The sequence below is a fragment of the Variimorphobacter saccharofermentans genome (assembly GCF_014174405.1).
Lineage (GTDB): Bacteria > Bacillota > Clostridia > Lachnospirales > Lachnospiraceae > Mobilitalea > Mobilitalea saccharofermentans.
Map to the genome: position 1 here is coordinate 1118907 of NZ_JACEGA010000001.1, position 26501 is coordinate 1145407.

24 protein-coding genes are annotated in these 26501 nt (G+C 33.8%); 10 read left to right on the forward strand and 14 right to left on the reverse strand.

The features are described from left to right. Positions 1-35 precede the first annotated feature (35 nt). From H0486_RS04950 to H0486_RS04970, 5 genes are all read right to left on the reverse strand, one after another. Complete coding sequence (locus tag H0486_RS04950) at positions 36-1181, reverse strand: serine hydrolase domain-containing protein (RefSeq protein ID WP_228351937.1); 1146 nt, start codon at positions 1179-1181, stop codon at positions 36-38. 38 nt (positions 1182-1219) lie between these two features. Then, entirely contained in the window at positions 1220-1771 is a 552-nt protein-coding gene (locus H0486_RS04955) for a flavodoxin family protein (RefSeq protein WP_228351938.1), read from the reverse strand. 40 nt (positions 1772-1811) lie between these two features. After that, on the reverse strand, positions 1812-2630 hold the full coding sequence (locus tag H0486_RS04960; protein WP_228351939.1) for a helix-turn-helix domain-containing protein: 819 nt from the start codon (positions 2628-2630) through the stop codon (positions 1812-1814). A gap of 395 nt (positions 2631-3025) precedes the next feature. Next, positions 3026-3946 carry a 4Fe-4S double cluster binding domain-containing protein gene (locus H0486_RS04965; protein WP_228351940.1) on the reverse strand — a complete coding sequence of 307 codons (921 nt, stop codon included), beginning with the start codon at positions 3944-3946 and terminating at the stop codon, positions 3026-3028. Between the two features lie 178 nt (positions 3947-4124). Then, positions 4125-4994, reverse strand: a complete 870-nt coding sequence (locus tag H0486_RS04970) for a sugar phosphate isomerase/epimerase family protein (RefSeq protein WP_228351941.1) — start codon at positions 4992-4994, stop codon at positions 4125-4127. Between the two features lie 179 nt (positions 4995-5173). On the opposite strand from H0486_RS04970, the gene H0486_RS04975 reads away from it, so the two are divergent. Beyond that, positions 5174-6202: a C45 family peptidase gene (locus H0486_RS04975; RefSeq protein ID WP_228351942.1), complete on the forward strand. Its 1029-nt coding sequence runs from the start codon at positions 5174-5176 to the stop codon at positions 6200-6202. Positions 6203-6635: 433 nt separating this feature from the next. After that, positions 6636-7523, forward strand: coding sequence for an AraC family transcriptional regulator (locus H0486_RS04980; protein WP_228351943.1), 888 nt, complete (start codon positions 6636-6638; stop codon positions 7521-7523). A 679-nt stretch (positions 7524-8202) separates the two neighbouring features. Here H0486_RS04980 and H0486_RS04985 read toward each other — a convergent pair. The 3 genes from H0486_RS04985 to H0486_RS04995 all read right to left on the reverse strand — a co-directional run bounded on the left by H0486_RS04985 (position 8203) and on the right by H0486_RS04995 (position 10523). After that, complete coding sequence (locus H0486_RS04985) at positions 8203-9009, reverse strand: aminoglycoside phosphotransferase family protein (RefSeq protein ID WP_228351944.1); 807 nt, start codon at positions 9007-9009, stop codon at positions 8203-8205. Positions 9010-9152: 143 nt separating this feature from the next. Next, on the reverse strand, positions 9153-9629 hold the full coding sequence (locus H0486_RS04990) for a hypothetical protein (RefSeq protein ID WP_228351945.1): 477 nt from the start codon (positions 9627-9629) through the stop codon (positions 9153-9155). Between the two features lie 84 nt (positions 9630-9713). Then, a complete protein-coding gene (locus H0486_RS04995; RefSeq protein WP_228351946.1) occupies positions 9714-10523 on the reverse strand; it encodes a CPBP family intramembrane glutamic endopeptidase in 810 nt (269 codons plus the stop codon). A 238-nt stretch (positions 10524-10761) separates the two neighbouring features. Between H0486_RS04995 and H0486_RS05000 the strand changes: the two genes are divergently transcribed. Next, the gene (locus H0486_RS05000; protein WP_228351247.1) at positions 10762-12015 is read left to right on the forward strand and encodes a transposase; all 1254 of its coding nucleotides are present in this window, start codon (positions 10762-10764) and stop codon (positions 12013-12015) included. A 582-nt stretch (positions 12016-12597) separates the two neighbouring features. On the opposite strand, the gene H0486_RS05005 is transcribed toward H0486_RS05000, so the two are convergent. From H0486_RS05005 to H0486_RS05015, 3 genes are all read right to left on the reverse strand, one after another. Then, positions 12598-13554, reverse strand: a complete 957-nt coding sequence (locus H0486_RS05005) for a hypothetical protein (RefSeq protein ID WP_228351947.1) — start codon at positions 13552-13554, stop codon at positions 12598-12600. Positions 13555-14090: 536 nt separating this feature from the next. Next, on the reverse strand, positions 14091-14660 hold the full coding sequence (locus tag H0486_RS05010) for an HD domain-containing protein (protein ID WP_228351948.1): 570 nt from the start codon (positions 14658-14660) through the stop codon (positions 14091-14093). Positions 14661-14856: 196 nt separating this feature from the next. Next, positions 14857-16326: an ISLre2 family transposase gene (locus H0486_RS05015; RefSeq protein ID WP_228351949.1), complete on the reverse strand. Its 1470-nt coding sequence runs from the start codon at positions 16324-16326 to the stop codon at positions 14857-14859. Positions 16327-16494: 168 nt separating this feature from the next. Here H0486_RS05015 and H0486_RS05020 point away from each other — a divergent pair, with 168 nt between their 5' ends. After that, entirely contained in the window at positions 16495-16746 is a 252-nt protein-coding gene (locus tag H0486_RS05020) for a hypothetical protein (protein ID WP_228351950.1), read from the forward strand. Positions 16747-16832: 86 nt separating this feature from the next. Here H0486_RS05020 and H0486_RS05025 read toward each other — a convergent pair whose 3' ends face one another. Both H0486_RS05025 and H0486_RS05030 read right to left on the reverse strand, forming a co-directional pair. Then, positions 16833-17921, reverse strand: a complete 1089-nt coding sequence (locus tag H0486_RS05025; RefSeq protein ID WP_228351951.1) for a Rep family protein — start codon at positions 17919-17921, stop codon at positions 16833-16835. Between the two features lie 188 nt (positions 17922-18109). After that, a complete protein-coding gene (locus H0486_RS05030; protein ID WP_228351952.1) occupies positions 18110-19264 on the reverse strand; it encodes a plasmid recombination protein in 1155 nt (384 codons plus the stop codon). A gap of 185 nt (positions 19265-19449) precedes the next feature. On the opposite strand from H0486_RS05030, the gene H0486_RS05035 reads away from it, so the two are divergent. Further along, positions 19450-20721, forward strand: a complete 1272-nt coding sequence (locus H0486_RS05035) for a tyrosine-type recombinase/integrase (protein ID WP_228351953.1) — start codon at positions 19450-19452, stop codon at positions 20719-20721. A 228-nt stretch (positions 20722-20949) separates the two neighbouring features. On the opposite strand, the gene H0486_RS05040 is transcribed toward H0486_RS05035, so the two are convergent. Continuing rightward, positions 20950-22368 (reverse strand): Ig-like domain-containing protein, encoded by a 1419-nt coding sequence (locus tag H0486_RS05040; RefSeq protein WP_228351954.1) that lies wholly within the window; start codon positions 22366-22368, stop codon positions 20950-20952. A 622-nt stretch (positions 22369-22990) separates the two neighbouring features. Between H0486_RS05040 and H0486_RS05045 the strand changes: the two genes are divergently transcribed. The 5 genes from H0486_RS05045 (at position 22991) to H0486_RS05065 (ending at position 26475) form a co-directional block, all read left to right on the forward strand. Next, complete coding sequence (locus tag H0486_RS05045; protein ID WP_228351955.1) at positions 22991-23317, forward strand: helix-turn-helix domain-containing protein; 327 nt, start codon at positions 22991-22993, stop codon at positions 23315-23317. Between the two features lie 130 nt (positions 23318-23447). Next, complete coding sequence (locus tag H0486_RS05050) at positions 23448-23786, forward strand: hypothetical protein (RefSeq protein ID WP_228351956.1); 339 nt, start codon at positions 23448-23450, stop codon at positions 23784-23786. Positions 23787-23860: 74 nt separating this feature from the next. Next, entirely contained in the window at positions 23861-24502 is a 642-nt protein-coding gene (locus tag H0486_RS05055) for a hypothetical protein (RefSeq protein ID WP_228351957.1), read from the forward strand. A 10-nt stretch (positions 24503-24512) separates the two neighbouring features. Then, positions 24513-25232, forward strand: a complete 720-nt coding sequence (locus tag H0486_RS05060) for a helicase HerA domain-containing protein (RefSeq protein WP_228351958.1) — start codon at positions 24513-24515, stop codon at positions 25230-25232. 166 nt (positions 25233-25398) lie between these two features. Continuing rightward, complete coding sequence (locus H0486_RS05065; protein ID WP_228351959.1) at positions 25399-26475, forward strand: hypothetical protein; 1077 nt, start codon at positions 25399-25401, stop codon at positions 26473-26475. Positions 26476-26501: the final 26 nt, after the last annotated feature.

Consider the following 26501-nt stretch of genomic DNA (forward strand, 5'->3'; position numbering starts at 1 on the left):
AGGTTAGTATCAAACTTGCAAGCTCGGATAGGAGATTAGTTTATGGCATAAATGTATTTTCTTTTTAAGTGATTTCTTAGGTCTGCTATAAAGTTATGTGTATCTTCGTTATCCGGAGCATTCGTAAATATAATAATTGCAGATTTAAGCTCTTTAAATACCATAACATGTGAATAATATGTACCATCGCTTCCATTGTGAAATGCATATGTTTCGCCATCATAAGCATTTCCCCAACCAATAGAATAATCAGGGAGGCCAAAAAGTAAATAGTTGCATGTAGTTGATTTTATATAACCATCTTTGCTAGAAATTCCATCAATGAATACCTGTACATATTTTGACATATCTGAAATTGTCATATTGATATCACCTGAGGGGGCTAAAACAGAAGGTATACTGGCTTTTTCCATTGGAGAAACAGGGTTCAATTTACCAAACCAGTCTTTTCTATGCCCCCAGGGTTGATTAATATCCTTCGCATTAGGTCTACCAAAATCAATGTTAATATCAAGTTCTTTTGCAGTTTGCAGAGCCATACTTTCCCAGGACTCACCAGATACTTTTTCCAACATTATACTTGCTAAGCTAATGGAGGCATTTGAATAAGTATTTTCAGGTACTGGTGAAAGACTTAATACATACTTTCCGAATTCCTCTCTTCGTTCTATAGGATTGGAGGATGATAATGGCAGTTTAGAATCAAAGACATTATGAGTAAACGGTCGAATTCTAGCTCTCATTGATAGCAAATCTTCTAATGTTATGGAATAGTATTCTGGATTAGCTTCACTTTTCCAATCAGGATAGATGTCAAAGAATTTGGTATCCCAGCTTAAAACACCGTCATCGACAAGTTTAGCAGCAATAAGCCCAGTATACGCTTTGGTCAATGAACCAATATTGAAACGATTATCAGTATCTACTTTTATATTAGAGCCTTTATATATAAATCCCGAAGAACCTTCAATGACAACTTCGCCTTCTTTGATCACGGAGTATACAAAACCAGGGATATTGTAGTATTCCCTTAGACCTTCAATACCTAGTTTATCTACTGTAGCATTATCCGGTACTTCTATGCTTTTTGTTACACTTAAATGATAAATATATGTAATTGAACCTATCAAAATTAAAAATAGAAGAATAATGGAGCATGTCTTAAGTCTATGTAATTTCATTTGGCCCTCCAAGTCTGATGAGATAAAATAAAATTTTGCTATTCGCTCTTTATTAGGTTGCAAAACGCCTCAATTTCATGTGCCCTATTAGGCACATCCGTTTTATATTCAATCGAACACAGTCCCAAACTTCCGCTTGGAGTTATCTCCAGATGACCATAAAAATGCTCAATGCTTTCATTTATTCTATTACACTCTCGCATGCTTGGTCCTGTCCTTAATGCTATACTGTAGCCCTTTTTACCTTTTGTAATTGCAGCATGAGGTTCGTGGGTATTACACCATGGCGTACATCTATCAATAAATGCTTTAAATTGTCCAGGAATATCTGCCCAATAGGACGGGGAGATAGATACAATCTTGTCTGCCCATTCAAATTCGTCTATTATTTTTGTAATATCATCATCTTGCATAATACACTTTGCAGTATTATGGCAGCTTCTACAACCTTTGCAAAATTCAAATTGATAGTCATCAATGCAAATGATTCTGACATCATACTTCGAAGCTAAACATGTAGAAATTTTTGATGTAATTTCTGCAGTTGCACCAGTTCTGACTGGACTGCAATTTATTATCAATGCGTTCATTTTACACCCCCATACCACGACATTTGTGCCTTTTTTACCTTCATTTTACCAATCCTTTAGATTTAGCATAGTTACATACAAAGAACGTAAATGCAAATATCATTAAAATAAATGCAGATAGAATATCCCATACGTCAATAATAGGTTCAGAAATCATTCTGGATAATATTATGTTAACTATAAACATAAAAGGAATCGATATCAAAAATGTTATTCCAGCTGCAACTAATTTTTTTGCTTTTAAGCGATTGAAGATTATAAATATGAGCCATAAGAACACGATAGAAGCTATTGCCATTATTGTACCAACTGAAAAAACTGCTTTGACATTTACAAGGTCGCTCAATATATATAAATATGGAATGATAAAAATACTTACTGATAGTAAACTACCAATAATTCCTTTCTTTCCTAATATTATAAATGGTATTGATACAACCCATGTAAAAACTATAGAACTAATTGGAATGAGAGACCATGTCAAATCACCTGATATTGCAATATCACAAATAGCACATACTATGATTCCTATCAAAAGAGTTATCGAAAATACAATTGAAAAAATCATATTTTTATTCATATTGTTTTCGTCTTTTCTTTTTAGAGCAATTAAATTTTCATCAGCCTTTTTTTCATAATTATCCATATCAATTATCTCCCCACTTAATAATTCATTTACTGTAATACCTAATATTTCGCAGAGTTCCAACATTATAGAGGAATCAGGCATACTTTTTCCCGTTTCCCATTTAGATATAGCTCTGTCTGTAATATTTAACTTTTCTGCTAATTGTGCTTGAGTTAATTTTTTCTCCTTACGACATCTAGCAATAAATTTTCCTATTTCAACTTGGTTCATCGCGGTGCCTCCTTTCATCTCGAACTTTATGCCTATTTGTTAGAAAAATACACGAACTATAGGTTGAATTTTGGAACTCAACCTATGGTTGGGCGGGTAATTGGTATCTAACTAACCATTAAAATAATAAAAGCAAATCGTTGCTTTGATATGGAAGTAATGCCCATTATCACCGACTTCTGCGAATAGACCAGCATGTGTAGTAATCTGATGGATTAAGCTCTGAAAAGAGTGATCATAAATCATATTAAAGTAGTAGTGTATATACAATGCACGTGTCAGTGTAAAAAATCCCTTGAAAATCAAGGGATTTCGTAGGCACAAGTGGATTCCTCAAACACGTCTCTTCACAGTGTCTTGTTCTGTAAAGCCATCTGAGTCATATAATTGATCTATTAATTATTTGGGTTCTCTAGTAATGCTCTCAGGTTTTGCGGGATAAAATCTATATTAAAAAACTGGCTATTAAAGAATTTTAATTTTTCCTTTATTTCTTCCGGAAAACTCTTATAATCAGATCCAGCTAAAATCGTCTCTGCCTCATCTTCAGAAAAGACTATAGTTTCCGAGATATTACGAAGTATTTCCTTGTTTTTAGGACATACTTCCTGGCATTTCATACAATCTACCAGTCTACAGTGGGCAGTTTTTGGTATCCATTCAGGTAAGGGTTTACTGCCAATTTCATTATATAAAGAAATGCATTTATCCGTCTCCACAATAAAACTATCATTCCGTAGTGCTCCCGTAGGACAATTTTTAACACAAGCACCGCAGGAAGAACATAGTTCCATATTCTTAACTTCACGCCATTGCCAATCCTCAGGCTCTATATCTGAAAAATAACCTTTGATACGAATGAGACTTCCCCAATCTTCTGAGTAAGTAATATTATTTCTGCCATATTCAACCAATCCAGCACGGTTTGCCAATCTCTTAAGTGGAAGCCAGAAGTAATCCTTTAGATGCAATCCCTCTTCTTTAAATAGAGTCTCTATTAGTTCTTCCTCTGTTGAATACATATAAGCATCATCTATATTGGATTGTATTGCTTTTCCTTTGTAGTGGAAGACGACATTTGCCATCTTCATTCTCCAAACAATTATAACAATTGACTTGGGGGTAAAATCTAATTCGGGAATATCCAAGACATAACTCTCATTTATAATCCAGTTTTGAAAATCATTCAGAGTATATTTATGAGTAATTTCAGTTATATCATCTTTGATGTTGCTAAGACAATCAACAGGTACAATTGCCATTCGAATATTATTCTGGGCTGCTTTACTAATAAGCGATTGTGCTTTATTTGACATACTTACCTTACCCCCATTTAGCTAATAAACTATATTTATGTGATTCGTGCTAAAACCCCAATAATGAAACATAATTTATTATATCATTTATTCCTTTTATGTAAATATATTCCAATAACAGACAAATATCGATAGATTAGTCTCTAGAATCTAGAAATATCAGAATTAACCCCGATTATTAATGGATAGATGCATTTGCTTTCTTACGACAATCTTTAAGATGGTTTAGTGCTAATATCTGTCCTTCTAATTCTCTATCACCGCAGTAAATCGGGTCATGAAAGCCTTCGATTGCTATGTCATCACAATAACCGCCTTGATTTAATATTGTTATGATTTCTTCCCAATTACTGTCTCCCAATCCTGGAAAACGGTGAACACTGTAGTCGGCACCAAACCAAGAGCCATATTTCTTAATATATGGCCAGTCGATATGTGCATCCTTACCATGAACATGCACTATTTTTGGAGTCCATGCTTTCAATTGCTCAATTGGGTCAATAAACTGTTCTAACTGATGTGAAGGTTCCCACTCTAGGCCTAAGTAATTGCTATCTACTGCATCAAACATCATTTCCCACGCTTTTGGACAAAAGCCTATGTTGCATGTGTTTTTATACCAAAAACCGTACATAGGACAATTTTCTATTCCAATTTTAACTCCATTTGCTTCAGCTCTTTTTACCAGATCGCCAAATACTTCTTTGAATCTGGGCATTGCTTCATCTACAGATTTGCCTTCAAGGGCACCTGCAAAGGTACCTACTATCTTAGCGTTAAATAAGTGCGCATTTTCAATGCAATACTCAAGTTCTTTTCTTTGTTCCTCGTATTGCAATGGATTACAATATAAGCCAATACTAGAGACTGTCAAGCCAGAATCTCCTATAATTTCTTTTGTCATCTTTGATAATTCGATGAAATCAGCACCCTCAAGAGAGACATTATAATATAATTCAATTGTTTCAAAGCCAGCATGGATTACTTCAGGTAATAATGTTAAAATCTCATTTCCTCTAACACATGTTCCAATTTTGATATTACCCATTGATATGCCTCCCCAGAATGTAAGTTTTAAATATATAAATTATAGATTCCAAATTATAGTATGTCAAATATAATTGAGCATTATTGCCAGGATTGCCTTAATGAATTAAATCTATCAAATGGCAAGAATTGTTCATTTTCCTATAAATTATAAATTACAATAAAAGAGGGGTGATAAGAATGAAAATGAAATTAAAAATAGGATTATGTTCTTTGGTTTTTGCTGCAGTATTGATTTGCCAAATTCAAAGTGCTATGGCATGCACAATCTTTTCTGTTTCATTAGAAGACGGTACCGTATTAGCATGTAACAATGAGGACTGGATGTATTCAATCGAAAATACAGTAAAAATTAGTGCACCGGATTCAAATAGCTATGGGAGAGTTTGCTTTTATAATTTATCCTATGTACAGGGAGGCATGAATGAGTATGGCTTATTCTATGATGGAGCATCCTGTCCATCAACTGAAGTACCATATGATAAAGAAAAGGATGATTTGGGATATGATCTAGGTGAAATAGCATTAGCAAAATGTAAAACCGTGAAGGAAGTAGAGGAATTTTTTAATAATCATAATATTCCGAAGGGTTTTTATGATCATCTTCTGTTTGCAGATCCAACGGGTAATGTTGCGGTATTTGAATGGGTGGAGAATAAGTTTCAGGTTATATGGAAGGAGCCGGAAAAAAGTCATCAGGTAATAACGAATTTCTGGTTGTCAGATCCAGCACTGGGCGGATATCCCTGCACTCGCTATGATACAGCTGATCAGGCTCTGTCTTCAGAAAAACCTTCGTTTGAGCTTTGCGAAAAGATACTGAATAAAACAAAGCAGGATTGGGGGGACGGCGGTACTCTTTACTCGAATATATGCAATTTAAATACACGGGAAGTATTTTTATATTACAGATGCGATACTCATCAAAGCTATCAAATAAACTTAATTGATGAGCTGAAATCAATGGATTCCGGGTCATGTAAATCAATGGATATGCAAGTGATCTGTAGCGGTCAAGACATTGAAGTAGTTCGGAATGAGAAGGCTCCAGATGCAAAAGACGAGGAAAGAAAGCCAGTGGAAGAAGAGGTGCCATCTACAGATCCAGAAAAGACTGATAGCAAGAAAACAGCTTTTGAAGTTATTACAGCTATTTTAGTGATAATTATTATAATAACGTTTATTGTAAAAAAGCATGATAAGAAGTAGTGAAAAAGAAATTATTGCCTAGAATGTAGAACGAGAATATCTTATCATAGATAAGTTTAATTCCTCGGCTTTATCAAATAATATAGTGGATGAGTCAACCTGCAAAGAGTTCTATATATTACTTCCACCGTCATATTATGATGGAAATACAAGGTATCCTGTTGTATACTATTTTACATGGACAGGCAGAATCCGCTTCAGGCTTCATGCTTAATTACCAGAAATCCTTTTTAAATGGATTCCATCAGGCTGTGTATACATGGCTGATTGTATGGATCAAAGATCCATTCCTTATACATTGGAAATTGTGCAAATAGGACATCGTTTACCACCAAGCCCGGTCAATGAACATATTATACCATTTTGTGAGGAAAACTTAATTTTTGAATAGATTCTATTAGTAGGATTGTACATGAGAAAATGAGGTATTCGTATGGAGAAAAGTCAATTTTCAAAAATATCTGACTTGGTTGATCTAATCGAAGAAAATATTAAGGATAACGTTGATTTGGAGTTAGTGGCTGATAAAGTAGGCCTTTCGAAGTTCTATTTGGATAGGATTTTTAGATCTATTACCGGAAAATCGATAATCGCTTATGTCAGAGAACGAAAACTGAGTGAGAGTGCATGTGATCTGCTAAAAACCAACCTTAGAGTAATCAATATTGCATCAGAATATCAATATAAGCAGGAACAATCCTATATCCGAGCATTTCGACAGATGTTTCATATTACTCCTTATCAGTTTCGTAAGCAGCGAAAGGAATTACCAATTACCACGAAGCTGGATTTGAATATTTTAAGAAATACTGAGAAAGGCTTGATTGTAAGGCCAAGAATGTGTCTGAAATCTGAATTTTATCTGCAAGGAATGGTTGAAGAAATTGTGCATTCTGAAAATTACAAAGAGAGCAAATGTACTACAAATGCGAAGGAATGGTATAGTAAATACTTACCTACCGTATCAAATTCAATTAATGAAAAAGTCTACTATGGATATGTAACTTACATGGAACATTCCGAATATAGCGATTATTATGCCACCTGTGTAGAAATCAAGGAACGTTCTAATGTGAAAGAACCTATGGTGCAGTATACCATTCCAACACACGAATATGCAGTATTTCGATATATTGGCTTCCATTCACCATATGAGATAACCTACAAAACTCTTTATGAGATATATACTGCGACAGACTTATGGATTGAGAAATCATCCTATCGTCGAGCAGCAGATTTTCATTTTGAAAGGGTAGACTTAAGTATAGCTTCAGATGACTATTGTGAAGTTGACATTTATTTTCCTATGAATATGAGATAATAACGGTTATACTTTTATTACCCACCATATATACATTCGACTTACAATGAGGTCATATGACCTCATTTTTATATGTCACCAATTCTTTTCAAAATATATATTTAAATAGTCTAGATGTTTTTATATTCCTATAAGTGGCATTTTTTCAAAAAACGTTTCCCTTCAGTTTTTTCCCATAATGCTATATCTTCATACAAATGTGCACTTGTATTAGAATATTTGATATCCCCCATCTATCTTCTCCTTTGTTGTAAGTGTTCCTCTTAATAATTATAGCCACTCTTGAGAAATTGGCCATGTACTCATATCAATGGGCATAAAAATAGGTTCTTCGTTCATCGTTCATTCACCCACAATCCGCCCTGATTACAGCAAAAATTTGATTTTCGTTCGTATATCCTTGGAGAACGCACTTCATTGCTTCGTTCGGGATATAATTTTACAAAAAGAACTCTAACACAAGATACACTTACTATTAAGTTTATATAATGTAGTATTTTCATATTTCCTCCATCTGCATTATTTGAATTTTACCGAAATTCCAGAATTAAATTTCAACTCTATATCACCGTGATGTTTATCTCCATGTATTAAGAATAACCACAGATAGATAATTATGCAATCAACGCTCCGTAGAGTTTGTATGGAGGTGTCTATTTAATTATGTAATAATTTAAATCTAAGCCTTCTGAATAAAATTATAAAGCCATTCGTTCTCCTGCCTTGAGTTTTCATTATCATGCATCAAATTGTCATATAATCTTCGGGATGCTACAATTGGTAAGCACCTATGGATGTGCTCTTGCTTGCTTCCTGTTAATTTACAATAGTACGATAGATAATCCTTAGTAAAATGAGCAAAGATTTCGGATATGGATTCTCCTAATAAACGCTTTATTATAGGTGAATTTAAAGTCATATAACTCCATGCAACATCTAATATGGGATTTCCGGAGCATGCATCATTCCAATCAATAGCAATATATTTATCAGCTTTACCAATGATATTAAATGGCTGAAAATCACCATGGCAAAGGCTATTATCAATCGGAATACTATCAAGAAGACTGAGTAGAGATTGAGTAGATTTGTCTCCTAAATTGCTCCTTAATTCTATAATACGATTTTTTAAGAATTCATATTGTGATGGTAGTTCATTTATCTCTTTCCTGTGTATATCATAATGCATTTGTGCAAATTTATTAGCTAATTCAGTTTTGTAAATACCTTTTAAAAGTGGTTCTGCCATTATTTCACCATTTATACGCTCATATATTAATGCCATTTTACCTTTTAAATCAATTGAACCAATATATTTTGGCATATCAAGTGGAAATTTACTTAATATTTGTCCAATATACATCTCATTCTTTATAGCATCATCGCTTACATGTGACTTAAATATTTTTACAACCTTGGTATTTCCCCATTCATATACATTGGATGTGCCACCACTTCCCAGCAGTTTTCCTATCATTTCTTCCATATAACACCTTTATTAGTAATTGTTCCATCAGTTCATCAATCAAATAAGATTTCACTAGATTAAAAAGCTACATTATTAACTTTATCATATAATATAGAGTCTGTTAGGTTATGCTTCATTCGAATTAATCATGTATACATAACTTATTTCATAATATTAATCACAGTATCCAGTATATCTGCATCGATGGTTACCCCATAATATCCGGGGTCTATAACAGCTCCCATTTTTATTGGACTATTGCCTTCATTCATTATTTTTGTTGATGTAAGGAAGGACACGAAAGAGTTTTCCATTATTATAAAGCCAATCCTTCCAACTTTTTCGTAAAACTCCATTGCACGCGCAGATGAAGTGAAAACAGGGAGATAAGCAGTCTTGTTGTGTGCTGGTAGAACGAAAAGTTTGCTACCTCCGTCCTTGTAATCTCCAAAAGGAGTTGAGTAATAAACCTTAACTTTGCCAAATGAACGAAGAAAAGAATTGTCGTCAAGCAGACCCTTTTCATGCCTATCAAGTAAGGAGATTCCATCAATATTTTCAATAGGGTCTTCCGTATTATTTTGCATTAATGGTTGAGCATCTTGTTTCTTGTTGAGTATTTTATTGAACAAACCCATATCATTTTCACCTCTACACAAAATCTATGTACACCAATTATATGTATATCTGCCAACTACCCTGATGAGATAACAAAGTAATGATTAGCTTATTGAAGCGGCCTCTTGCTGACAATTTGAGTTGTTACCTGCTTTTATAATAAATATCAATGAAGTTATGCCTATTATGATATACATTCCATAAAAAATATCGTCTAAGAAAACCTTAATAACTGTATTACTCCAGTTTGCATAGATAATCAAATTTGCCGGTATATCAAAAATAAAATGTAAGATCATAGCTATTAATAAATTATGCGAGTACAGATAAATTGCAGTGAATGACATTCCTATAATTCCTGTTGTTACCATTCTAAAAACACCATCCGACCATGAAGTACAATTCATTAAATGCCCTGATCCAAATAGAAGAAAGGAAACAAGAGTGTATATTAGCCTTGTTGACACTTTTTGCTTTTCATGATAAAAATACCCCTCTAGTATAAATCCTCGATAAGTGATTTCCTCAAAAAATCCAGTAGTAATCTGTTGGCAAAACAATTGACTGAATGCTAACGGGAACGTAAGGCCTACAATACCTGATACTCCAGTAATATATAAAATAACAAAATATATAATAAATAGAATGATTCCGCTTCCTGCTAGAAGACCTTTTTTATACCCCTTAAAATTCAATACTTCTTTCCAATCTTTTTTTTGAAAACATTTCATAAAGAGCATCAATTCAATTAATCCAAATAAAAGTCTTTGTAAACTATTTACTAAAAACCAGACGGTTCCATCGACCCTGTAGCGATATATACTTGTTACCATGGAAAACAATATATAAAATAAAATTGCTAACCAAATACCAATATATTTCTTACCAAATATTATGCTTAATATATTTTTCATATTATGATCATTCTCCCTTAGCAATAAAACACCATTATTATACATTTCTAAATAAAGGAAGTCAATCGCTATATGACTTGAGTTTCCGTAGTTTTATCCACAGTATCCCTGTTTCATCAGTATTGTAATAAACAACTTTTAGAAAATGCCCAAAATATAAGGAATCCTCATCCTTTTTGTAGTAGAATAATGGTGTCTAAGCAAAATCTACACTAAACAATAAAGAAAGGGACTCCTTATGCTTAATTCTACTACAAATACTTACACTTTGAAACGTGAAATTTTATCTTTTTCAAACAAAATATCCCGAAAGCTTTCCAAACCGGATCGAAAGTTTACTGCAGACATGACTTATGGCATGTTAGCTTCTGGCAGTTGCCTTCTGACTGATGTTGTGGATCAGCTTCACGAAGATTCCAAAAAGGTCAACAGCGTGGAAAGACTTACCCGACATCTCAATAAGGGAATCCATAATTCTGCCTTGTCTTCGTATCTGCATACAATACGTAAATGGGTGCCGGATCAACCAGTTATCCATATCGATGATAGTGATATCATCAAGCCTGACGGCTACAAGTTCGAAGCACTGGGACTTGTTCGGGATGGTTCCAAAAGCACCGATACCAAAAATGTCTATGAGAAGGGCTACCATGTAACAGAGGCTTGTGTTATGACTAAAAGCAATCATCCTGTCAGCATTTATTCTAAAATCCATTCTTCAAAAGAAAAGACCTTCACCTCTGTCAATAACGTAACCTTTGATGCCATGGAGCGCGGAAAAGCAATGTTTGGCAAAGCTACTTTTGTAATGGACAGGGGCTATGATGATAATAAGATGTTTCTTAAGCTTGATGAATTAAAGCAGGACTATGTGATCCGACTTACAGCTAAAAGAAAGCTACTTTTTCATAACAAATGGGTGGCCGCTACTGAACTGCGAAATCGTCGAAAAGGCAAAATCACAACACCTGTGTTCTATAAGGGCAAAAAAAGGGAAGCTTATCTATCCCATGTGAAGGTTCAAATCACTGCATCCAGAAAGGATATTTATCTGGTTCTTGTCTATGGCATCACAGAGCATCCGATGATGCTCGCAACAAACAAGGAAATAAAGTCCCGAGAAGATGTAATACGAATTGCAAGGCTTTATTTCTCCCGCTGGCGCATTGAGGAATATTTCCGCTGCAAGAAACAGGTTTTCCAGTTTGAAAACTTCCGTGTCCGGAAGCTGAAAGCAATTAATGCTCTCAATTTTTATATCACCTTGTGTATGGCATTTCTTGCTCTGGTTTCAATGAAAGCAGAAACAAATGCCCTAAAGGTTTCAATCATACAGACAGCAGCTCCTGTTAAGGAGAAAGTTCAGTTCTGCTATTATCGGTTAGCAAAAGGTATCTCCGGCATACTCTCGTATGCAAAAGAAGGCGTCAGGCTATGGTTCAGGACAAAACGTCCTGCATACCGTCAACTTTGCTTTAAGCTAATCGCTTAAATAGATAAAAGAATACTTATCCCGAAGTCCGGTTTTAAACGGGGCTTATTAAGCTTCTTCTGATCTAGATACTGCCACTCTTACACTTAAAAAAATCAGCAAATTGGCACTGTCATTAGATTTATTCATTTTCAAAGTGCAATTTGCGGAAACTCAAGCTATATGAAAGTGGAGTACTACACTTTGCAGAAGTGTACACTCCTTTTACATTGAGAGACAGGATCCTCATTATAAATAATACGCAGTTTAATTTATATAAATCTCCTGCTCAATATATAATTATCATTACAATAAAACGGATCTATTTGCTATTTACAATTACTATTATATCATACAATAATAATTTTAATAGAATAAATTTCCATTAAATGGTTTATTTGGTGCGTTGACGACAACAAAAAATCCCTTGAAAATCAAGGGATTTCGTAAACGCGAGACGGGATTCGAGTTCTAACTCCGCTAAAAATAATGATAGAAAGGGGATTCCCAGCACATCCAATTTTTACGTACTCATATACGTACTCAAATTAATAGTAATGAATTTAAGAAAGATGGCGCACAATCTAATTGACATTAATAATACTACCATATTTGTCCAAGCGGCTTCAAACATAAATAAGATAAGTACGGTGATGGGATTTTCTTTTGCGCAAACTCCCATCCTTTAAGTTTCTGATATATGGATTCCGGTGTGAAAAGCCCATCCTTAGACTGCTTGCTTTGTATAATTAATAGCATTTCTCTATAACGCTTGTCATTCTTTATTGTATCACATTTATTCAATACATTAACAACACTTACTATATCATACCATATACTAGGAGCCTTTAATTTGCGAAAATCTGTGCCCATATAAAACATATATGGATGACTATTTTGACTATTTTCCCATAATGTTAATAGAACATTAGCTAACTTATTTATTGTAGCTTTGTACTTTGCTTCAGGAACATCCAAGAGTAAATTCAACATGATAAGAGTAGCGTATGGACAACAATCATCTTTCCGTCCAGGACCTCTGAATTTCCCGAGCTCACTTGAAACTACACAGGGGAAGCCATTATCACAAAATAATGAACTAAGGTAATCTACTCCTTTCTTAATGTGTGTTTCATAATCTATTCCAGCTTTTAAAAGAGCATGAAGTAGTAATGGCGCATCGCATAAACACCATCCAAAAGTATCCTCTCCATTTCCTCCAAAATGCTTGGGTATAAAAGTAAGCGACTGGTAAACTCCGTTATTATCTTTATGCTTCATAATTTCGTTGACCGCTATCTGAATTTCTGAAACAGAGCAATCTAATCCAATGTCTAAAAGAAATATTAATTTATATATTGGCAGCTCAGGATTTTTATGATTGATTACTAATGTGTTGTGATAATCAGTAATATCATTCAAGTATGTTTTTATTTTTTCATTCTTTAATACTCTGTCTTTTAATTCAAGCAAATCTTCTTTTTTTTCATGTAGAATATTTAAACGAATTGCATATTGCAACCACTCTTCACTTATATCCAATAGTTTATAAATTAACATAACACACTCCTAATCAATATTATGTATTTGCTCGTTAGTTATAATAAATTCGTAACATCTTAAACAGATTATTTTTACTTACCATGTGCATTGTTCCGTTATTCCTATATGGAATAGGTTACCAAATCCTTGCTTAATCTATTATAACATACTCAAATCTCCTAAAAAAGTAAATTTCCTGAGACCTTGATTTTTCAAGATTTCTGAGGAAATTAGTTAAGTGTGATAGTGCTTATCACCCCGCACCTCCTCGCAGCGTTTTTTTCTACGCTAAGGCTTGCAAAAAAGCCACGGAAAGAACAAGAACCTCGGAGTGAGAGCCTCCGTTCTTGTTCTTCCTAGAGTTCAGTCTGTGAGAGTACGGATCTCATTTTGCGCTGTCATAAAAAACAGGTATCAGCTTTGCTGATACCTGTTTTTTATGACAGCGCGAGACGGGATTCGAAGGAACCCCGCTTCCCAAAAACTAAGAAAGGAGGGGCTTCCGCAACCTCACCTTATTAAATTCAACATCAATTCAACAGTTTACGTTAATGTTAAATTTCTAAGAAATCAATATCCAACCCTGACTTATTCTCAAAATAGTGTTTTATTTCAATGTGTTTATTCCATTTATTTGAGGGATAATATCCATATCTTTGCTTTACATCGTTCATTCGCACTTCAATTTTTACAGGTCTATCTGGAAGAGCTATACTATCACATAATTGTATTAAAGTATCATAATCATCATACTCATACCCATCTATCAAGTCGCATATTTCCTTCAAATCTGCATCTGAAACATCCATATTACCAATACAGGTATTAATATCTTTTATTGCAAAGGAATGCGTGATACAAATTCTGGCAGCTTCATCATATCCAAGTGCCATTAAATAATGGTATCCATCAATAACATGAGCAAGGTTTGTTACACCCTCCCTTCGACCAATATCATGTAAAAGTCCAATTATATATGCTTTCTCTTCATCCATATCATCACATTGCTTACTAATTACATATGCACATTTTGCTACAACTATGGAATGGTCCTTCCAAGGACCAGGATTTCTTTCATATGCCTCATTTAATAAGTTTAATGCTTTTTCTCTATCTGGTAACATTTTTTCTCCTTCATCAAGATTGGATTTGTCTTCCTAATTTTTAATTTATTTCCTTATTATAACATTATGTTATTTATTCATCAATGTTTAGATATTGAATTGATTGCGTAACTATACTGTAGGAAATAGAGAGGCGAAGTTCACCAAAGATGTGTTTTAGAATTCACACCTATACTATACCTTTTTATATATTCTTTTACAAGCCCCATATATGGGCGTTAAACCATGCATATTTCCTTACATCAGCACTCACACTATGGCTTATACTTTCCATATACTTACCCAGTTCATTACGTTTATTCTTCTCAGAACGAAGAACCTCCTCACAGCTTATTATATCATTTTCTTCAGCTCCTGCAGCCTTTGTCTGCCTCCTCTGTTTTCTTACCAATTCCAGCATATCTCCACCATTATAATAATACGCTCTTAAATGTGCCATCTTATCTACACCCATCCTACTCCATCCCATTGGTCTTGAACTCATCCTTGAGGACAGCACATGACTGACATGGCCTTCTGCACTACATCCCACTATACCTTCTTTTTCTTCTAAACGAACTTTCACTGCAGACCAATTAGAGAGAATATATTCTTTACTCTCTTTGACTCTCTTTATGGTTGCTTCTCCGTCTGTAACCTTCAAAATCTTTTCTATCACTTTTTCGAATTCTCTCTTCGTCCCACTTCTCATCGTTTTATACATTTCCTGACGTGCTTCTTCAGCTGAATCCAGTAAATGTGATGTGGCTCGTATCATATACTTGCTTAAATGAAATTCATCCAGAACATAGGTAAGTCCGGCCAGTCTTCTTTTTCCTGCTTTTATCCACCCTCCTCCATCTCCATTTAGATATATTTTCTCGATGCTGTCTATATCGTAGTTACAACGTATATAGTCATACACCTCATCCCAAAGTTTACTATTATCTTCTCCAGAGTATGTGCCACAAAAGTAGTAAGGATTTATAAGCCGATTTCGTTTACTTTTCGGACCTTCTTTTTCTATTCCCTCATATACATAGACGATTTTGGTTATTATGCAGTTATTCTTCACATGATTATCATTTTTCACAAGATCCCCTTTCCGTTCCCGGAATTGTAAGGATATATGATCTTCATCTGCGTCTATGTACAAGTATTTTACTTTTTTCTTATTAGGTAAATCTTTATATTCGTTTTGAAACTCAAGGCTATGAATTTTATTCTTCACCGTCTGCTTGCTTACAATTTCACTTATACTGATTGCCTGACCTGCCTTACGATAGGATGTTTCAACTGATTCTTCAAGCATTTTTGCTTCTGCATCCTCAGTTAATCTTTCATGCCCTTCAATACCTAATATCCGATCTAAGAGATAGCCCCTTTCCCCAGTTACCTTATTCTTAAATAAGGTTTTCTCAAAACAGACCTTTCCTAATGATGTGATAAGAGTTTTTTCATCCTTCTTTACGATTTGCCAATCCTTTTTCCTCTTTCCACTATTCCTTAGCGTTTCATCACAGCTTTCTAGTGTTTCTTTAATAATATCCAGACCAAGCTTAATTATGTTGTCTTGAATTCCATAGACAAAGGAAGCCATATCCTTTGGATTCTTCAAAAATTTTTCTACTTCTTTTTCAAGATTTCTAATGCCAACCTCTTCAAAATGTTGTATACTTTTAATCATAAGAGAACACCTTCCTTTATGTTTTGTTTTGTGTGATGACTTAATCTTAACACAAAGTTTGGTGTTCTCTTATTCTTTATTTATTTTTTCCTACAAAAATTTTACGCTATATATTGAATTCCGAAATGTATCATATTATTAGCATAAAATTTAAAGGGGGCAACCACTATGAGAATTAACAACATTGACGAATTACAGGATGAGATTTATAAATTAAAAGAAGCATACAGAATTTTGCTATTTCAAAAAGATTATTTAGAACAGCAACTTACCGAATCAGAAACTGCACGAGAGCATTGTAAGCTCTTGGATACAGAGACTTTTTGGGAACGCCACGAACATCTGTGTAACAAATGCAAAAGACAAGAAGAAAGCAAGGTTCCGAAGGAACTTGATTCAGCACAGGAAAAAGAGGTATAAAATTAGACGCGCCATATCTTAACTCAAAGAGTTAGTTTATGACGCGTCATTTTTATTTAATATACGTCTGCTTCGCAGATCGCATATTAAATATCCTGTATAATTTCTTCTTCCGTAAATGCTAACGATTCCATAACTGATTTACGGTATTCTTCTGGTGATAAATCTTTAATTATGTATTTATCCTTAAGAGGATTTTTGATAATAATTGCATCTCCATAGTCACGAGTTTCCGGTTGATATAAATATACATGTAAAAAATCCATAAAAGCATGTATTTTGATAGAACAGCGACGTTTTAGTTGTACATTAGTTTCTGACTGTTCAGAAAAAACTTTTTTAAAAAAGTCATCAATTTCCAAAGTGGTTGTAATAACGATGAGTTTACATTCAAGAACCTTATTTTTATATCGACTTTTAACTGTACTTGCAGTATTGTTGTCCAACATTTTCAACAAATCGCTTAATCCCATACAGGATGGACGTAGGTCATCCAATATTATACAATCCTCTCCACCGTAACCATCAAGCACATCATTTGAGCCGGAGGAAACAAATATGCTATAGCCCCTGTTAATGGCTAAGGATTTAGCATAAGTAGTTTTTCCAGTTCCGGCATCTCCACTAATATAAATACACTCCATTTCTCTGCTTGCACCTTTTAACATTGCTGTACGATATAAAAATGCCTTATCGATGACGGATTTAAATTTAACATATTCGGTTCCGCTAATTTCCTTATAGAAATTAAATTCACGAATTTCTCCAGCTACAATTTTGCTTACGATTTCTTCTTTTCGCGATTCAGTATCAATATGCTTAATTAATGCCGAATAGTCAAAATTACTGATTACGCATTCAAGTGGGTATTGATGCTTATTAGGAGCATTGATATGCGTAAGATACAGCATTAAGTCATTCCATCGACCTTTTACTTTACTTACATATTGCATTCCGATACCAAACCAATTTGCAATGTACTTGATGTCGTATGCTTCTTTGAGCCGAACTGCAATATGATAGTGAGGAGCTTTTAACGTTCCGTCCTCCTTGATGTCCTTGTCGTGAAGAATATAGGCATAATCACGAATAACATCCTTTTTTAAGACCTCTTGAACCGATAGAAGGTCAAGATAACTAACCTGTTGAACAATTTCGACAATTTTTACTTTCATTTGAAATACCTCTTTCTTTTTTTATTTGTAGAAGAAAAAGGGGTTACCACCGTTACCACCAAAATCTCCAGCGGTGAGACAAGCCCTTCACCGCTGAAAAACAGTGTTTTTGTTTGTTTACCACCATTTTTGTTATCTACCAAAAGAATATGATTAAAAACAAATGAAATAAGTCGATTTCTTGTAAATTATCTAGTATTTATTTCAAAGTTATTGCAATTTACTCGTTCCTCAAATATTTTTTGAAGATTTTTCCCACCAATTTGATATTCAGATAAAAACTTCTCCAGAAATCGTTCATATTTATAGGTTTGCTCTTGTTTTTCGAAAAGGTTTATTTTTAACATTTTTAAATTTTGTTTTTGTTTTTTTAACATTTCCTGTTGTTGTTTTTTATAAATTTCAAATTCTTCTTTATCTTTATCAAACAAACCTAGCATTTCGCAGGTGCGTTTCATCTTCATATATTTATCATAGGGTAGATTGATAAAATTCTTCTTTCTTCCAAAGAAATCCTTTCCTGTTTCAAGTTCTTGAACCTCTTTCAAGGTTAGAATTTCGCCAATTAATTTTTCTTTTTCTGATTTCAATGTTTGGGCTTGCTCAACTAGGGAATTTAATTCAGCAGTCGTTTCTGATATATGACAACTTGCTTCTTCAATTTCTTTTCTTAATTTATATTCTTCTGTTCGCAAATGTTCTGTTTTTTCTCCTTCCGGATGGCGCACTGCGATCGCGTGCGCGATGCAGATGCGTTCTAGCTCCTTATTTTCCCGACGTTCCCATTTGATTTGTGCAGTTTCTTTTCCTTCTTTAACAAATCCCTGTCCTTCCAAAGCCTTAACCATTCCGGCTTGCATACGCATTCCTTTTACATAATTATGACCAACACAAACATAATCTAAGTGAGCGTGCAGAGTCATTTCATCGGCATGGATATAGGCCCCAATTAATTCTAGGTTGGGATTTCTTTTTTGCCAGCCAGCTATAAATTCTATAATACATGCCTTTTCATTTTCAATGTTTTCATTGCCTGTATCATTGCAGTCACCGATTTGGACAATCATTTCATATACTGGATGCTGTTTAGCTGATTTCTTAATATGGCTGTAATAACTTCGGATTTTGCGTTCAGGGCGGTTCTGCTTGTCATTATATTCTTGTAATGCCTGTCCAAAAATTCTCTTATATGCATGTTGTGGTGTTTCATCAATCAATACCTCGTTATATTTTGAACGTTCTGGATTAATATTATTGGGTACTTGTCCCGGTTTATAGTTACGAATATTATGGTCTCTGTGAACAATGCTACCGTTGTGTGTGCTGATTGTTTTTTTAATCATAAAATCACCTCCACAGCTATTATGATAGAAGCAGTCACTCTACATTTGAAAAATGTAGTAACTCAATACTATTTCTGGCAAGCCAGAAAGTATTTCGTCCTTCGGAATTCCAAAAAACGACATAACGCAAAACTAACTTTTCTGGAAATCTATCATTTTAAAAATAAAAACGGAGGTTTTTATTGATGGGTATTACAGTAAATGATATTATGGAACTGTTAGGTGACGCGGAAGCCACAACTATGATGTCTAAAGTAAAGGAAGCATATGTAATAAAATGTCTTGAAAAGAAAAAGATAGTAAAACTTTCAAACGAAAGATATATGGTAAGGGTTGGAGATGATAACCATCAAGTTTCAAGTAAAGACATGAAATCTCTTATCGACAAGTTGTATGATTATTTTATGGATGTGAATAACAAAAATATATCGGTAAGACAGGTATACGATGAATATGAAGCTGTCCGTAAAAATACGGTAACTGAAAATACAATACTAAGAGACCAACAGACTTATAAGCGATATATTACAGATGGGTTTGCCAATCTTCCAATTGTTGAAGTTACAGAAGATAAGCTGAAAGCATTTATTAAGCAAAGGTTAGAAGATATCGTTCCGATTAAAACAGATTTCAACTTATTTATGACACTTATCACAGGAATATTTCAACGAGCGGAAGACAAGGAGTATATTGTAAAAAATCCTATTCATAAAATCCATAAGAAAGATTATTACAAAAAGTGTAAAGTTAATTCAGTGGATGACAATGAAAAGATATTTACAGATGAAGAAATTGAAAGGATTGTCAGCAAAGAAAGGGAGAAACTAGCAAAATATCCGACATACTTTGTTTCATATTCTATTTTAGTCTCGATTTTAACCGGAATGCGTGTAGGAGAAATACCTGTTTTACGCTGGTCGGATATTGACTTTGAAAAGGGAACAATACATATTCATCGTCAGCAATTGTTCATCAAGAAAACCAAAGAATACATAGAAGTCGGTTACACAAAGAACGAACGTCAAAATCCCAAAAATGGTAGAATATTTCCAATTAATAAAAGGCTACGAAAACTTTTAGAGGAAATTCAACAAGTTCAACAGGAGAATAACATTGTATCTGAATATGTATTCTGCAATGCAGATGGCTCATGGCTTACATTACGTGCCATTACAGACCACTTAAGAAGGACATGTAATTCTCTTGGATTTAATATTACCAATAATCATGCATTTCGAATGACATTAAACAGTAACTATTTTATTGGTGTGTTAAATTTGGACGTAAGAGAACGAGCCTCTTTATTAGGGCATTCTGTTGAAACGAATCAAGCATATTACACAAAAATCCGTATGGAAGAAGAAGTAGATAATATCAGATTAAAAATGGATGATAATGACGTTCAACAATATTCAACAGATAAAGTAATACCATTTAGAACAAAAAAAATCTCATAACCCAAGCAAATATAAGGGTTACAAGACTTTTAAAGAAGAAGCGCGAGACGGGATTCGAACGATACACATTAAAAAAATAATCGATAGAAAGGGCGTTCTGTACATCATCATTTAATATGTAATCAAAAGTGTAATCAAAATTTATAAGAAAAAAATACCACCTTACGATTATTATTATCTAATTCTTTATCGAAAGAGTGGTATATATTATAAAATATTTATTGTAAACTATTGAACGGTAACTGAACGAATTTTGCTTATATTTCCATCAATATCTATTAAGTATACCCTAATAACAGTGCCTTTCTTGAGTGCTTTTGAAGTCTTAACACTAAAGGTTCCGTCTTTTGTGGTCTTGTCTACTAACTTCTTGCCATCTACTTCCACATAAACTACAGAATCTTTTATGCACTTACCCTTAATTGTTGTAGACCCTTTCTTACAAGATGTTACTGTAGGAGTGTACTCCTCTGTTATAGGTTTTACATTGTACTTAAAACTAAAATCAAAGTTAGTTCCAAATAATGATACTGGTACATAATACTCCCCTTTTTCAAGGATTAACTCTGCTTTGAATGTGTCCCTACATATCTCAATAGGAGTATCAAACTCTACAATACCAACTCGCTGATCTTTGTTTATTTGTGGTATTTTATTATCTAGTGTATCTACTGGGTAGACACCATAATTCTTAACTTTTGCACTCCAGTTCTCGTACCCATAGTTTAAAGCTCTTAATTCCACAGATATTTTACTCTTTTCTGTAAGGTTTACCCTTATACAATCTTCTCTCGCAGCTAAACCAATATCATCATCCTTCTTCTTATATCTAAACACATAATAATCCTCATTCTTTGTATAAGTGTACCAAACATCTTGGTTATATATCTTCTTGCCGTTGTTGTTATCCATTTCTTTTATGAAAAACATTTCAAACTTCTGTGTTATATTACCACCTTCTGAAGCAAATGTCAACCTGTATTTTTTACCTTTTACAACATTGATACCATCAAAATCCCCATAACCCAAAGACTTGCAAGATACATACCAAATTGCACCATCATCACTATCTAATACTTTACCAGTCTCACAATCATAGATAGCATAACCTGTAAAAATAGAAGCTTCCTCATTTGCAACCCACCTAAATCTTAACTGTCCAGTAAAAGGTGCTGTAAAATAATAGTTAGTAGCTTTACCACTATCTATATTCTCCAATGTATCAATACTACCAGCTCTATAATAAAACTGTGTTCTATCTAGGTAACTTGATGGTGATGTGGCTTGGTCTATATACTCAGTTATATCATCACCATTATTTATTTTTATAGAACTGTCTCTTATTGTAAGTAACCCTTCAGTATTATAATTCTTCTCAAGTATTCTACGACCTGGATTTGACATAGCCTCTCGAATTGCTAAATATGAAATATTGTGGTAAATCTGTGGAAATCCGTTATCAAAGTCAGCAAGATAATTACCTGGCTTTACAGGTTTATAATCTGGATCTGACCTCCAAGCGGACTGCCTTTCTTCCTGAGCATATACAATTTTTACTGGATTAACTATAGTATTTACTGGTACTATTGTAAATGTACTAGCAACCAATGTCACTGCTAATGCAACCTGTATTAATTCTTTTTTCATACATACCCCTCCATTGTTTTATTTATTGATAAGTAATAAATACTCCTGAAAACACTCTATAATCTCACTAGTAATCTTGTTATAAATATATTATATAAGTATCCTTACGGGTACTTTTTTTATGCTTATTATTCAAGAAATGACAATAACTTCCTGCACTCAGTATATCAAAGCTAAATATCAAATTCAAGTTATTTGACAAGATAAATCTTAATTATTCCAAGAAGAGCAATAAAACAATACACATAAGAAAAAGTGAACACACGAGAAATAACATAGATGACAATACAAGAGGGGAAAACCCATAAGAAGTGACATAGATGACAATACAAGAGGGGAAAACTCATAAGAAGTGACATAGATGACAATGCAAGAGGGGAAAACCCATGAGAAGTGATATAGATGACATGTAAGAGGGGAAAGCCCACGAAATGTTGACATAACCCAATATGTATACACTCTAATGAGTAATTTGCATGTATAGATATTCCACTAAGGTGGGGGAGATGCAACCACAACTATGTAACAAACTTCTGTGAAAGGGAGCTCAAGTATATTAGTCATCCCTACTAAGAAATGTGAAGGGGAAATAATGGTTTTATACCGAGAGGGGGTGACTAGTATGAGTAAAATCAAAGGTCAGTTGAGCGTGGAAATAGGTGAAAGAATTCGACTTATTCGTGAATCGTATTCAACAAGCAAAAAATTGTCTCTTGAAAAGTTTGCAGAAATCCTTAACTGTGATCCCAAAAAACTTAGTCGTATAGAAACCGGATGTCAAATGATTGATACGGAATTATTGATTAAGTTAAGCCAAGAAACAGGTAAGTCTCTTGAATTTATACTGACGGGGCAAGATGATTTTTATTCAGCAAGGAATAAAGAATTTAAGATGAAAATTAAGCAGATACTGGAAGTCGCTTATGAACTTCTCAAAAAATTACCTTAAAACAAGGTAAAGATCTTATAATGTGAGGAGCATTATAAGATCGGAAACTATAAAATGAAGATAGAGAAGAGCATTACGTAACACTCTATCTTCATTTTATTATACTAAATATAATTCAAGGAGGAAAAAAATGATTAAACCAACAGACATAATTCTTAACGAGAATCAAATAACGAATGGAGGTGAACTAATTCTCACTTCGGTTGCTGAAGCTAGAGAATATGTTGAGGGAAAGCAGGGAAAGGTAATAGGAACTAAATATATCGTTGTTATTCCGAAGAGAGGATATGAGCAATTAGTTATTAAGACGGATGAGTTACTTCCAGTTATTACTCAGGAAATGATAGAAGAAAGCGACGAACCAATTATAGTAGAGGCGGTTTGCCTAAGAGCAAAATTTTATAAAAATTATTTGAAGAATGAATATTTCATTACAGCAAAAGCAGATACCATGAAAATAATCCAGTAAGGCTTTTATAATATTAGCTTTCAGATTAATATTCTGGTGTAATTTGCGGAGGATAACTCCAGAAAGGAAGTAATATGAAAAAGATAAAACAATGTATTAAGTGGTTTCTTAAGCAAGAGGAACCTGTAAAATTAGAGTATATTATTATTTCTGTAATCTTATTATTCTTTATAATATTTGGAATATATAAGATGCTTCCAAGCATTGTGCTTCTATTGTGTATATTAGTTTTCTTTTACTCAGAGTATAAGGAATGCAAAGCTGCTGCTAGAAGTGTTGAAGTGTCCAGAGAAGAGTATTTTAAGATGTTTCTACAAGAACGATATATGAACATGGCAGAATTGTTGGTTGTTGTCCTGAAGGAATATGAGAATGAGTTGGGAATAAGAGTAGTATCTGCAAGTTCTATTTTATCTCCAAATAACTGGTGTAAAAACAAGAATGGAATTAATTTTTTTATATTTAGAGCACAGAGTACTAAATACCCTGAATTTAATCTTGATGATTTGCGGCTTTTATTACAAGAACGCTTGAGACAGCAATTTATAGATTATATTTGGATAGCATCACTACATAGAACCGATAAACATCTGGCAATAACCGCCACATATGTTGATTGCTATGAAGTTGAGAAGTTTATGCAAGACTATGAAACAAAAAGGTTACAAGCATCACTAAGAGACAAAACAGGATCTCCTGATGATAGGGATTTTTAGGTGTATAGCCATGGCACTTATTGATCTTGTTATTGATGAAAAGATGCTGATGTATGCTTCACTTAGCTCTTATGTTAGATGGGATACCCAAAAATCACCTCACCTTGTAGTGAGCGGGGTAACTGGGTCAGGTAAGACTTATCTGGTTAAATTAATCATTGGAAGGATCAGTAAGTATATTACGGACTCACAGATAACTATTTGTGATTTTAAGGGTGATAACTCTGATTTTAGTGGACTGATTGGAGCTAAAAGATACTATCGGTTTGATGATGCTCTCAGAGGTTTTAATGAGTTTTATGACTGCTTCTTACATAGGCAACGGTATAATGACTCGATGAATTTCCGTTTGATTTTGATAGAAGAGTATGCAAGCTTATTGAATTATTTACCAAAATCAGAAAGCGAGGAGATAAAAAGAAAGTTAAGCTCTTTACTAATGTTAGCCCGTTCTTTTAATTTTCATGTGTTATTGTCTCAACAACGGCTTGATGCTGAGTACTTTGGGAAGGCAAGAGATAACTTTAATGTAGTAATAACACTTGGAAATGTGTCGAAAGAGGTCAGAGATATGTTATTCTCCTCATATAAGGATGAAATTACTCCTGATCGTTCGAGGGGAACAGGATATATGATAACAAATGGAGCTGATTTTAGACGCATTGTTGTTCCGCAAATTAATAATATGGATTTACTTAACCAGTATATTAAAGACGCTGTGGATAGGTAGAGTGCAACACCTGTGGGTGGCATGGCGTAGCCAAATGTCACCCAAACAGAGTGTTACGTGAGCGGAGCGAACCAGAGCACAGGGCTTAGTATTACCCCTGTGCAAATAAGTAATATGTTTTATCGCTATAATTGCAGATATTATAAGGTTTTTCAGATACTATTATATGCGACAAATACAAAAAACATTTGTCGCTATACATTCAAAAGAGGTGATTAGTATTTCAAATAAGCAATCTAGAAAATATCAACTTACTATTAATAATCCGACACCTGAGTTTTCACACGATAGGATTAAAGAAATCTGCTTGACTAAGTTTAGATCGTTTAAATTTCTTGCAATGGTAGATGAAATTGGTGAAAAAGGAACTCCTCACACACATATTTTTCTTTGCTTTGATAGCGCTGTACGGTTTTCTACAGTAAAGAAGAATTTTAACAGTGCACATATTGAAATGGTGAAAGGAAGTATACAACAAAACATAGACTATTTAACAAAAGCAGGAAAATGGGCTAATACTCAAAAAGCAGAAACAACGGTTAGTAATTCCTACGAAGAATTAGGTGATAGACCACCTGAGAATAAAGGTAGGAATCGAGATCTAGAAGAGCTTTATCATATGATTGTAGATGAAGAATTATCTAATGCTGAAATCATCAGACTCAATCAAGATTATATTATGCAGATTGATAAGTTAGATAAAATAAGGACTACATATTTACAAGATAAATTTAAAGGTTTACGTAGGCTAGATCTTGAAGTGACATATGTATTTGGAGTTACAGGCAGTGGAAAATCAAGAGATATATTGGATACTTATGGAGACGAGAACGTGTATCGTGTAACCAATTACGTACATGGATTTGACCAGTATTCTTGCGAACCTATAATTGTATTCGAAGAATTCCGGTCATCCTTATCGATTAAGGATATGTTGAATTACTTGGATGTATATCCTGTAGTTTTACAAGCAAGATACAATAATAAGTATGCTTGTTATCATAAAGTATTTATTTGTACGAATTGGAAACTGGAAAAACAGTATTCTGAAATTCAAGAAACGGATAAGGAGTCTTGGAATGCATTTTTAAGAAGAATTCACAAGGTAATGGAATACACAGAAAGGGGAGTCATTACCTATAACTCAGTTGATAAATATATGAAGCGTAATAGCTCATTTACTTCAATTTCTCAATTGACTAAGGAAGATCAGTTAAACATTCCTTTCTTAAGAGTGGAGTAGCGTATAGGGTAGAATGAATAAGATGG

Bases quoted from the DNA above. Each gene is read 5' to 3' on its own strand.
- H0486_RS04950 (WP_228351937.1), bottom strand. From the start codon at position 1,181: ATGAAATTACATAGACTTAAGACATGCTCCATTATTCTTCTATTTTTA.
- H0486_RS04955 (WP_228351938.1), bottom strand. From the start codon at position 1,771: ATGAACGCATTGATAATAAATTGCAGTCCAGTCAGAACTGGTGCAACT.
- H0486_RS04960 (WP_228351939.1), bottom strand. From the start codon at position 2,630: ATGAACCAAGTTGAAATAGGAAAATTTATTGCTAGATGTCGTAAGGAG.
- H0486_RS04965 (WP_228351940.1), bottom strand. From the start codon at position 3,946: ATGTCAAATAAAGCACAATCGCTTATTAGTAAAGCAGCCCAGAATAAT.
- H0486_RS04970 (WP_228351941.1), bottom strand. From the start codon at position 4,994: ATGGGTAATATCAAAATTGGAACATGTGTTAGAGGAAATGAGATTTTA.
- H0486_RS04975 (WP_228351942.1), top strand. From the start codon at position 5,174: ATGAAAATGAAATTAAAAATAGGATTATGTTCTTTGGTTTTTGCTGCA.
- H0486_RS04980 (WP_228351943.1), top strand. From the start codon at position 6,636: ATGGAGAAAAGTCAATTTTCAAAAATATCTGACTTGGTTGATCTAATC.
- H0486_RS04985 (WP_228351944.1), bottom strand. From the start codon at position 9,009: ATGGAAGAAATGATAGGAAAACTGCTGGGAAGTGGTGGCACATCCAAT.
- H0486_RS04990 (WP_228351945.1), bottom strand. From the start codon at position 9,629: ATGGGTTTGTTCAATAAAATACTCAACAAGAAACAAGATGCTCAACCA.
- H0486_RS04995 (WP_228351946.1), bottom strand. From the start codon at position 10,523: ATGAAAAATATATTAAGCATAATATTTGGTAAGAAATATATTGGTATT.
- H0486_RS05000 (WP_228351247.1), top strand. From the start codon at position 10,762: ATGCTTAATTCTACTACAAATACTTACACTTTGAAACGTGAAATTTTA.
- H0486_RS05005 (WP_228351947.1), bottom strand. From the start codon at position 13,554: ATGTTAATTTATAAACTATTGGATATAAGTGAAGAGTGGTTGCAATAT.
- H0486_RS05010 (WP_228351948.1), bottom strand. From the start codon at position 14,660: ATGTTACCAGATAGAGAAAAAGCATTAAACTTATTAAATGAGGCATAT.
- H0486_RS05015 (WP_228351949.1), bottom strand. From the start codon at position 16,326: ATGATTAAAAGTATACAACATTTTGAAGAGGTTGGCATTAGAAATCTT.
- H0486_RS05020 (WP_228351950.1), top strand. From the start codon at position 16,495: ATGAGAATTAACAACATTGACGAATTACAGGATGAGATTTATAAATTA.
- H0486_RS05025 (WP_228351951.1), bottom strand. From the start codon at position 17,921: ATGAAAGTAAAAATTGTCGAAATTGTTCAACAGGTTAGTTATCTTGAC.
- H0486_RS05030 (WP_228351952.1), bottom strand. From the start codon at position 19,264: ATGATTAAAAAAACAATCAGCACACACAACGGTAGCATTGTTCACAGA.
- H0486_RS05035 (WP_228351953.1), top strand. From the start codon at position 19,450: ATGGGTATTACAGTAAATGATATTATGGAACTGTTAGGTGACGCGGAA.
- H0486_RS05040 (WP_228351954.1), bottom strand. From the start codon at position 22,368: ATGAAAAAAGAATTAATACAGGTTGCATTAGCAGTGACATTGGTTGCT.
- H0486_RS05045 (WP_228351955.1), top strand. From the start codon at position 22,991: ATGAGTAAAATCAAAGGTCAGTTGAGCGTGGAAATAGGTGAAAGAATT.
- H0486_RS05050 (WP_228351956.1), top strand. From the start codon at position 23,448: ATGATTAAACCAACAGACATAATTCTTAACGAGAATCAAATAACGAAT.
- H0486_RS05055 (WP_228351957.1), top strand. From the start codon at position 23,861: ATGAAAAAGATAAAACAATGTATTAAGTGGTTTCTTAAGCAAGAGGAA.
- H0486_RS05060 (WP_228351958.1), top strand. From the start codon at position 24,513: ATGGCACTTATTGATCTTGTTATTGATGAAAAGATGCTGATGTATGCT.
- H0486_RS05065 (WP_228351959.1), top strand. From the start codon at position 25,399: ATGCGACAAATACAAAAAACATTTGTCGCTATACATTCAAAAGAGGTG.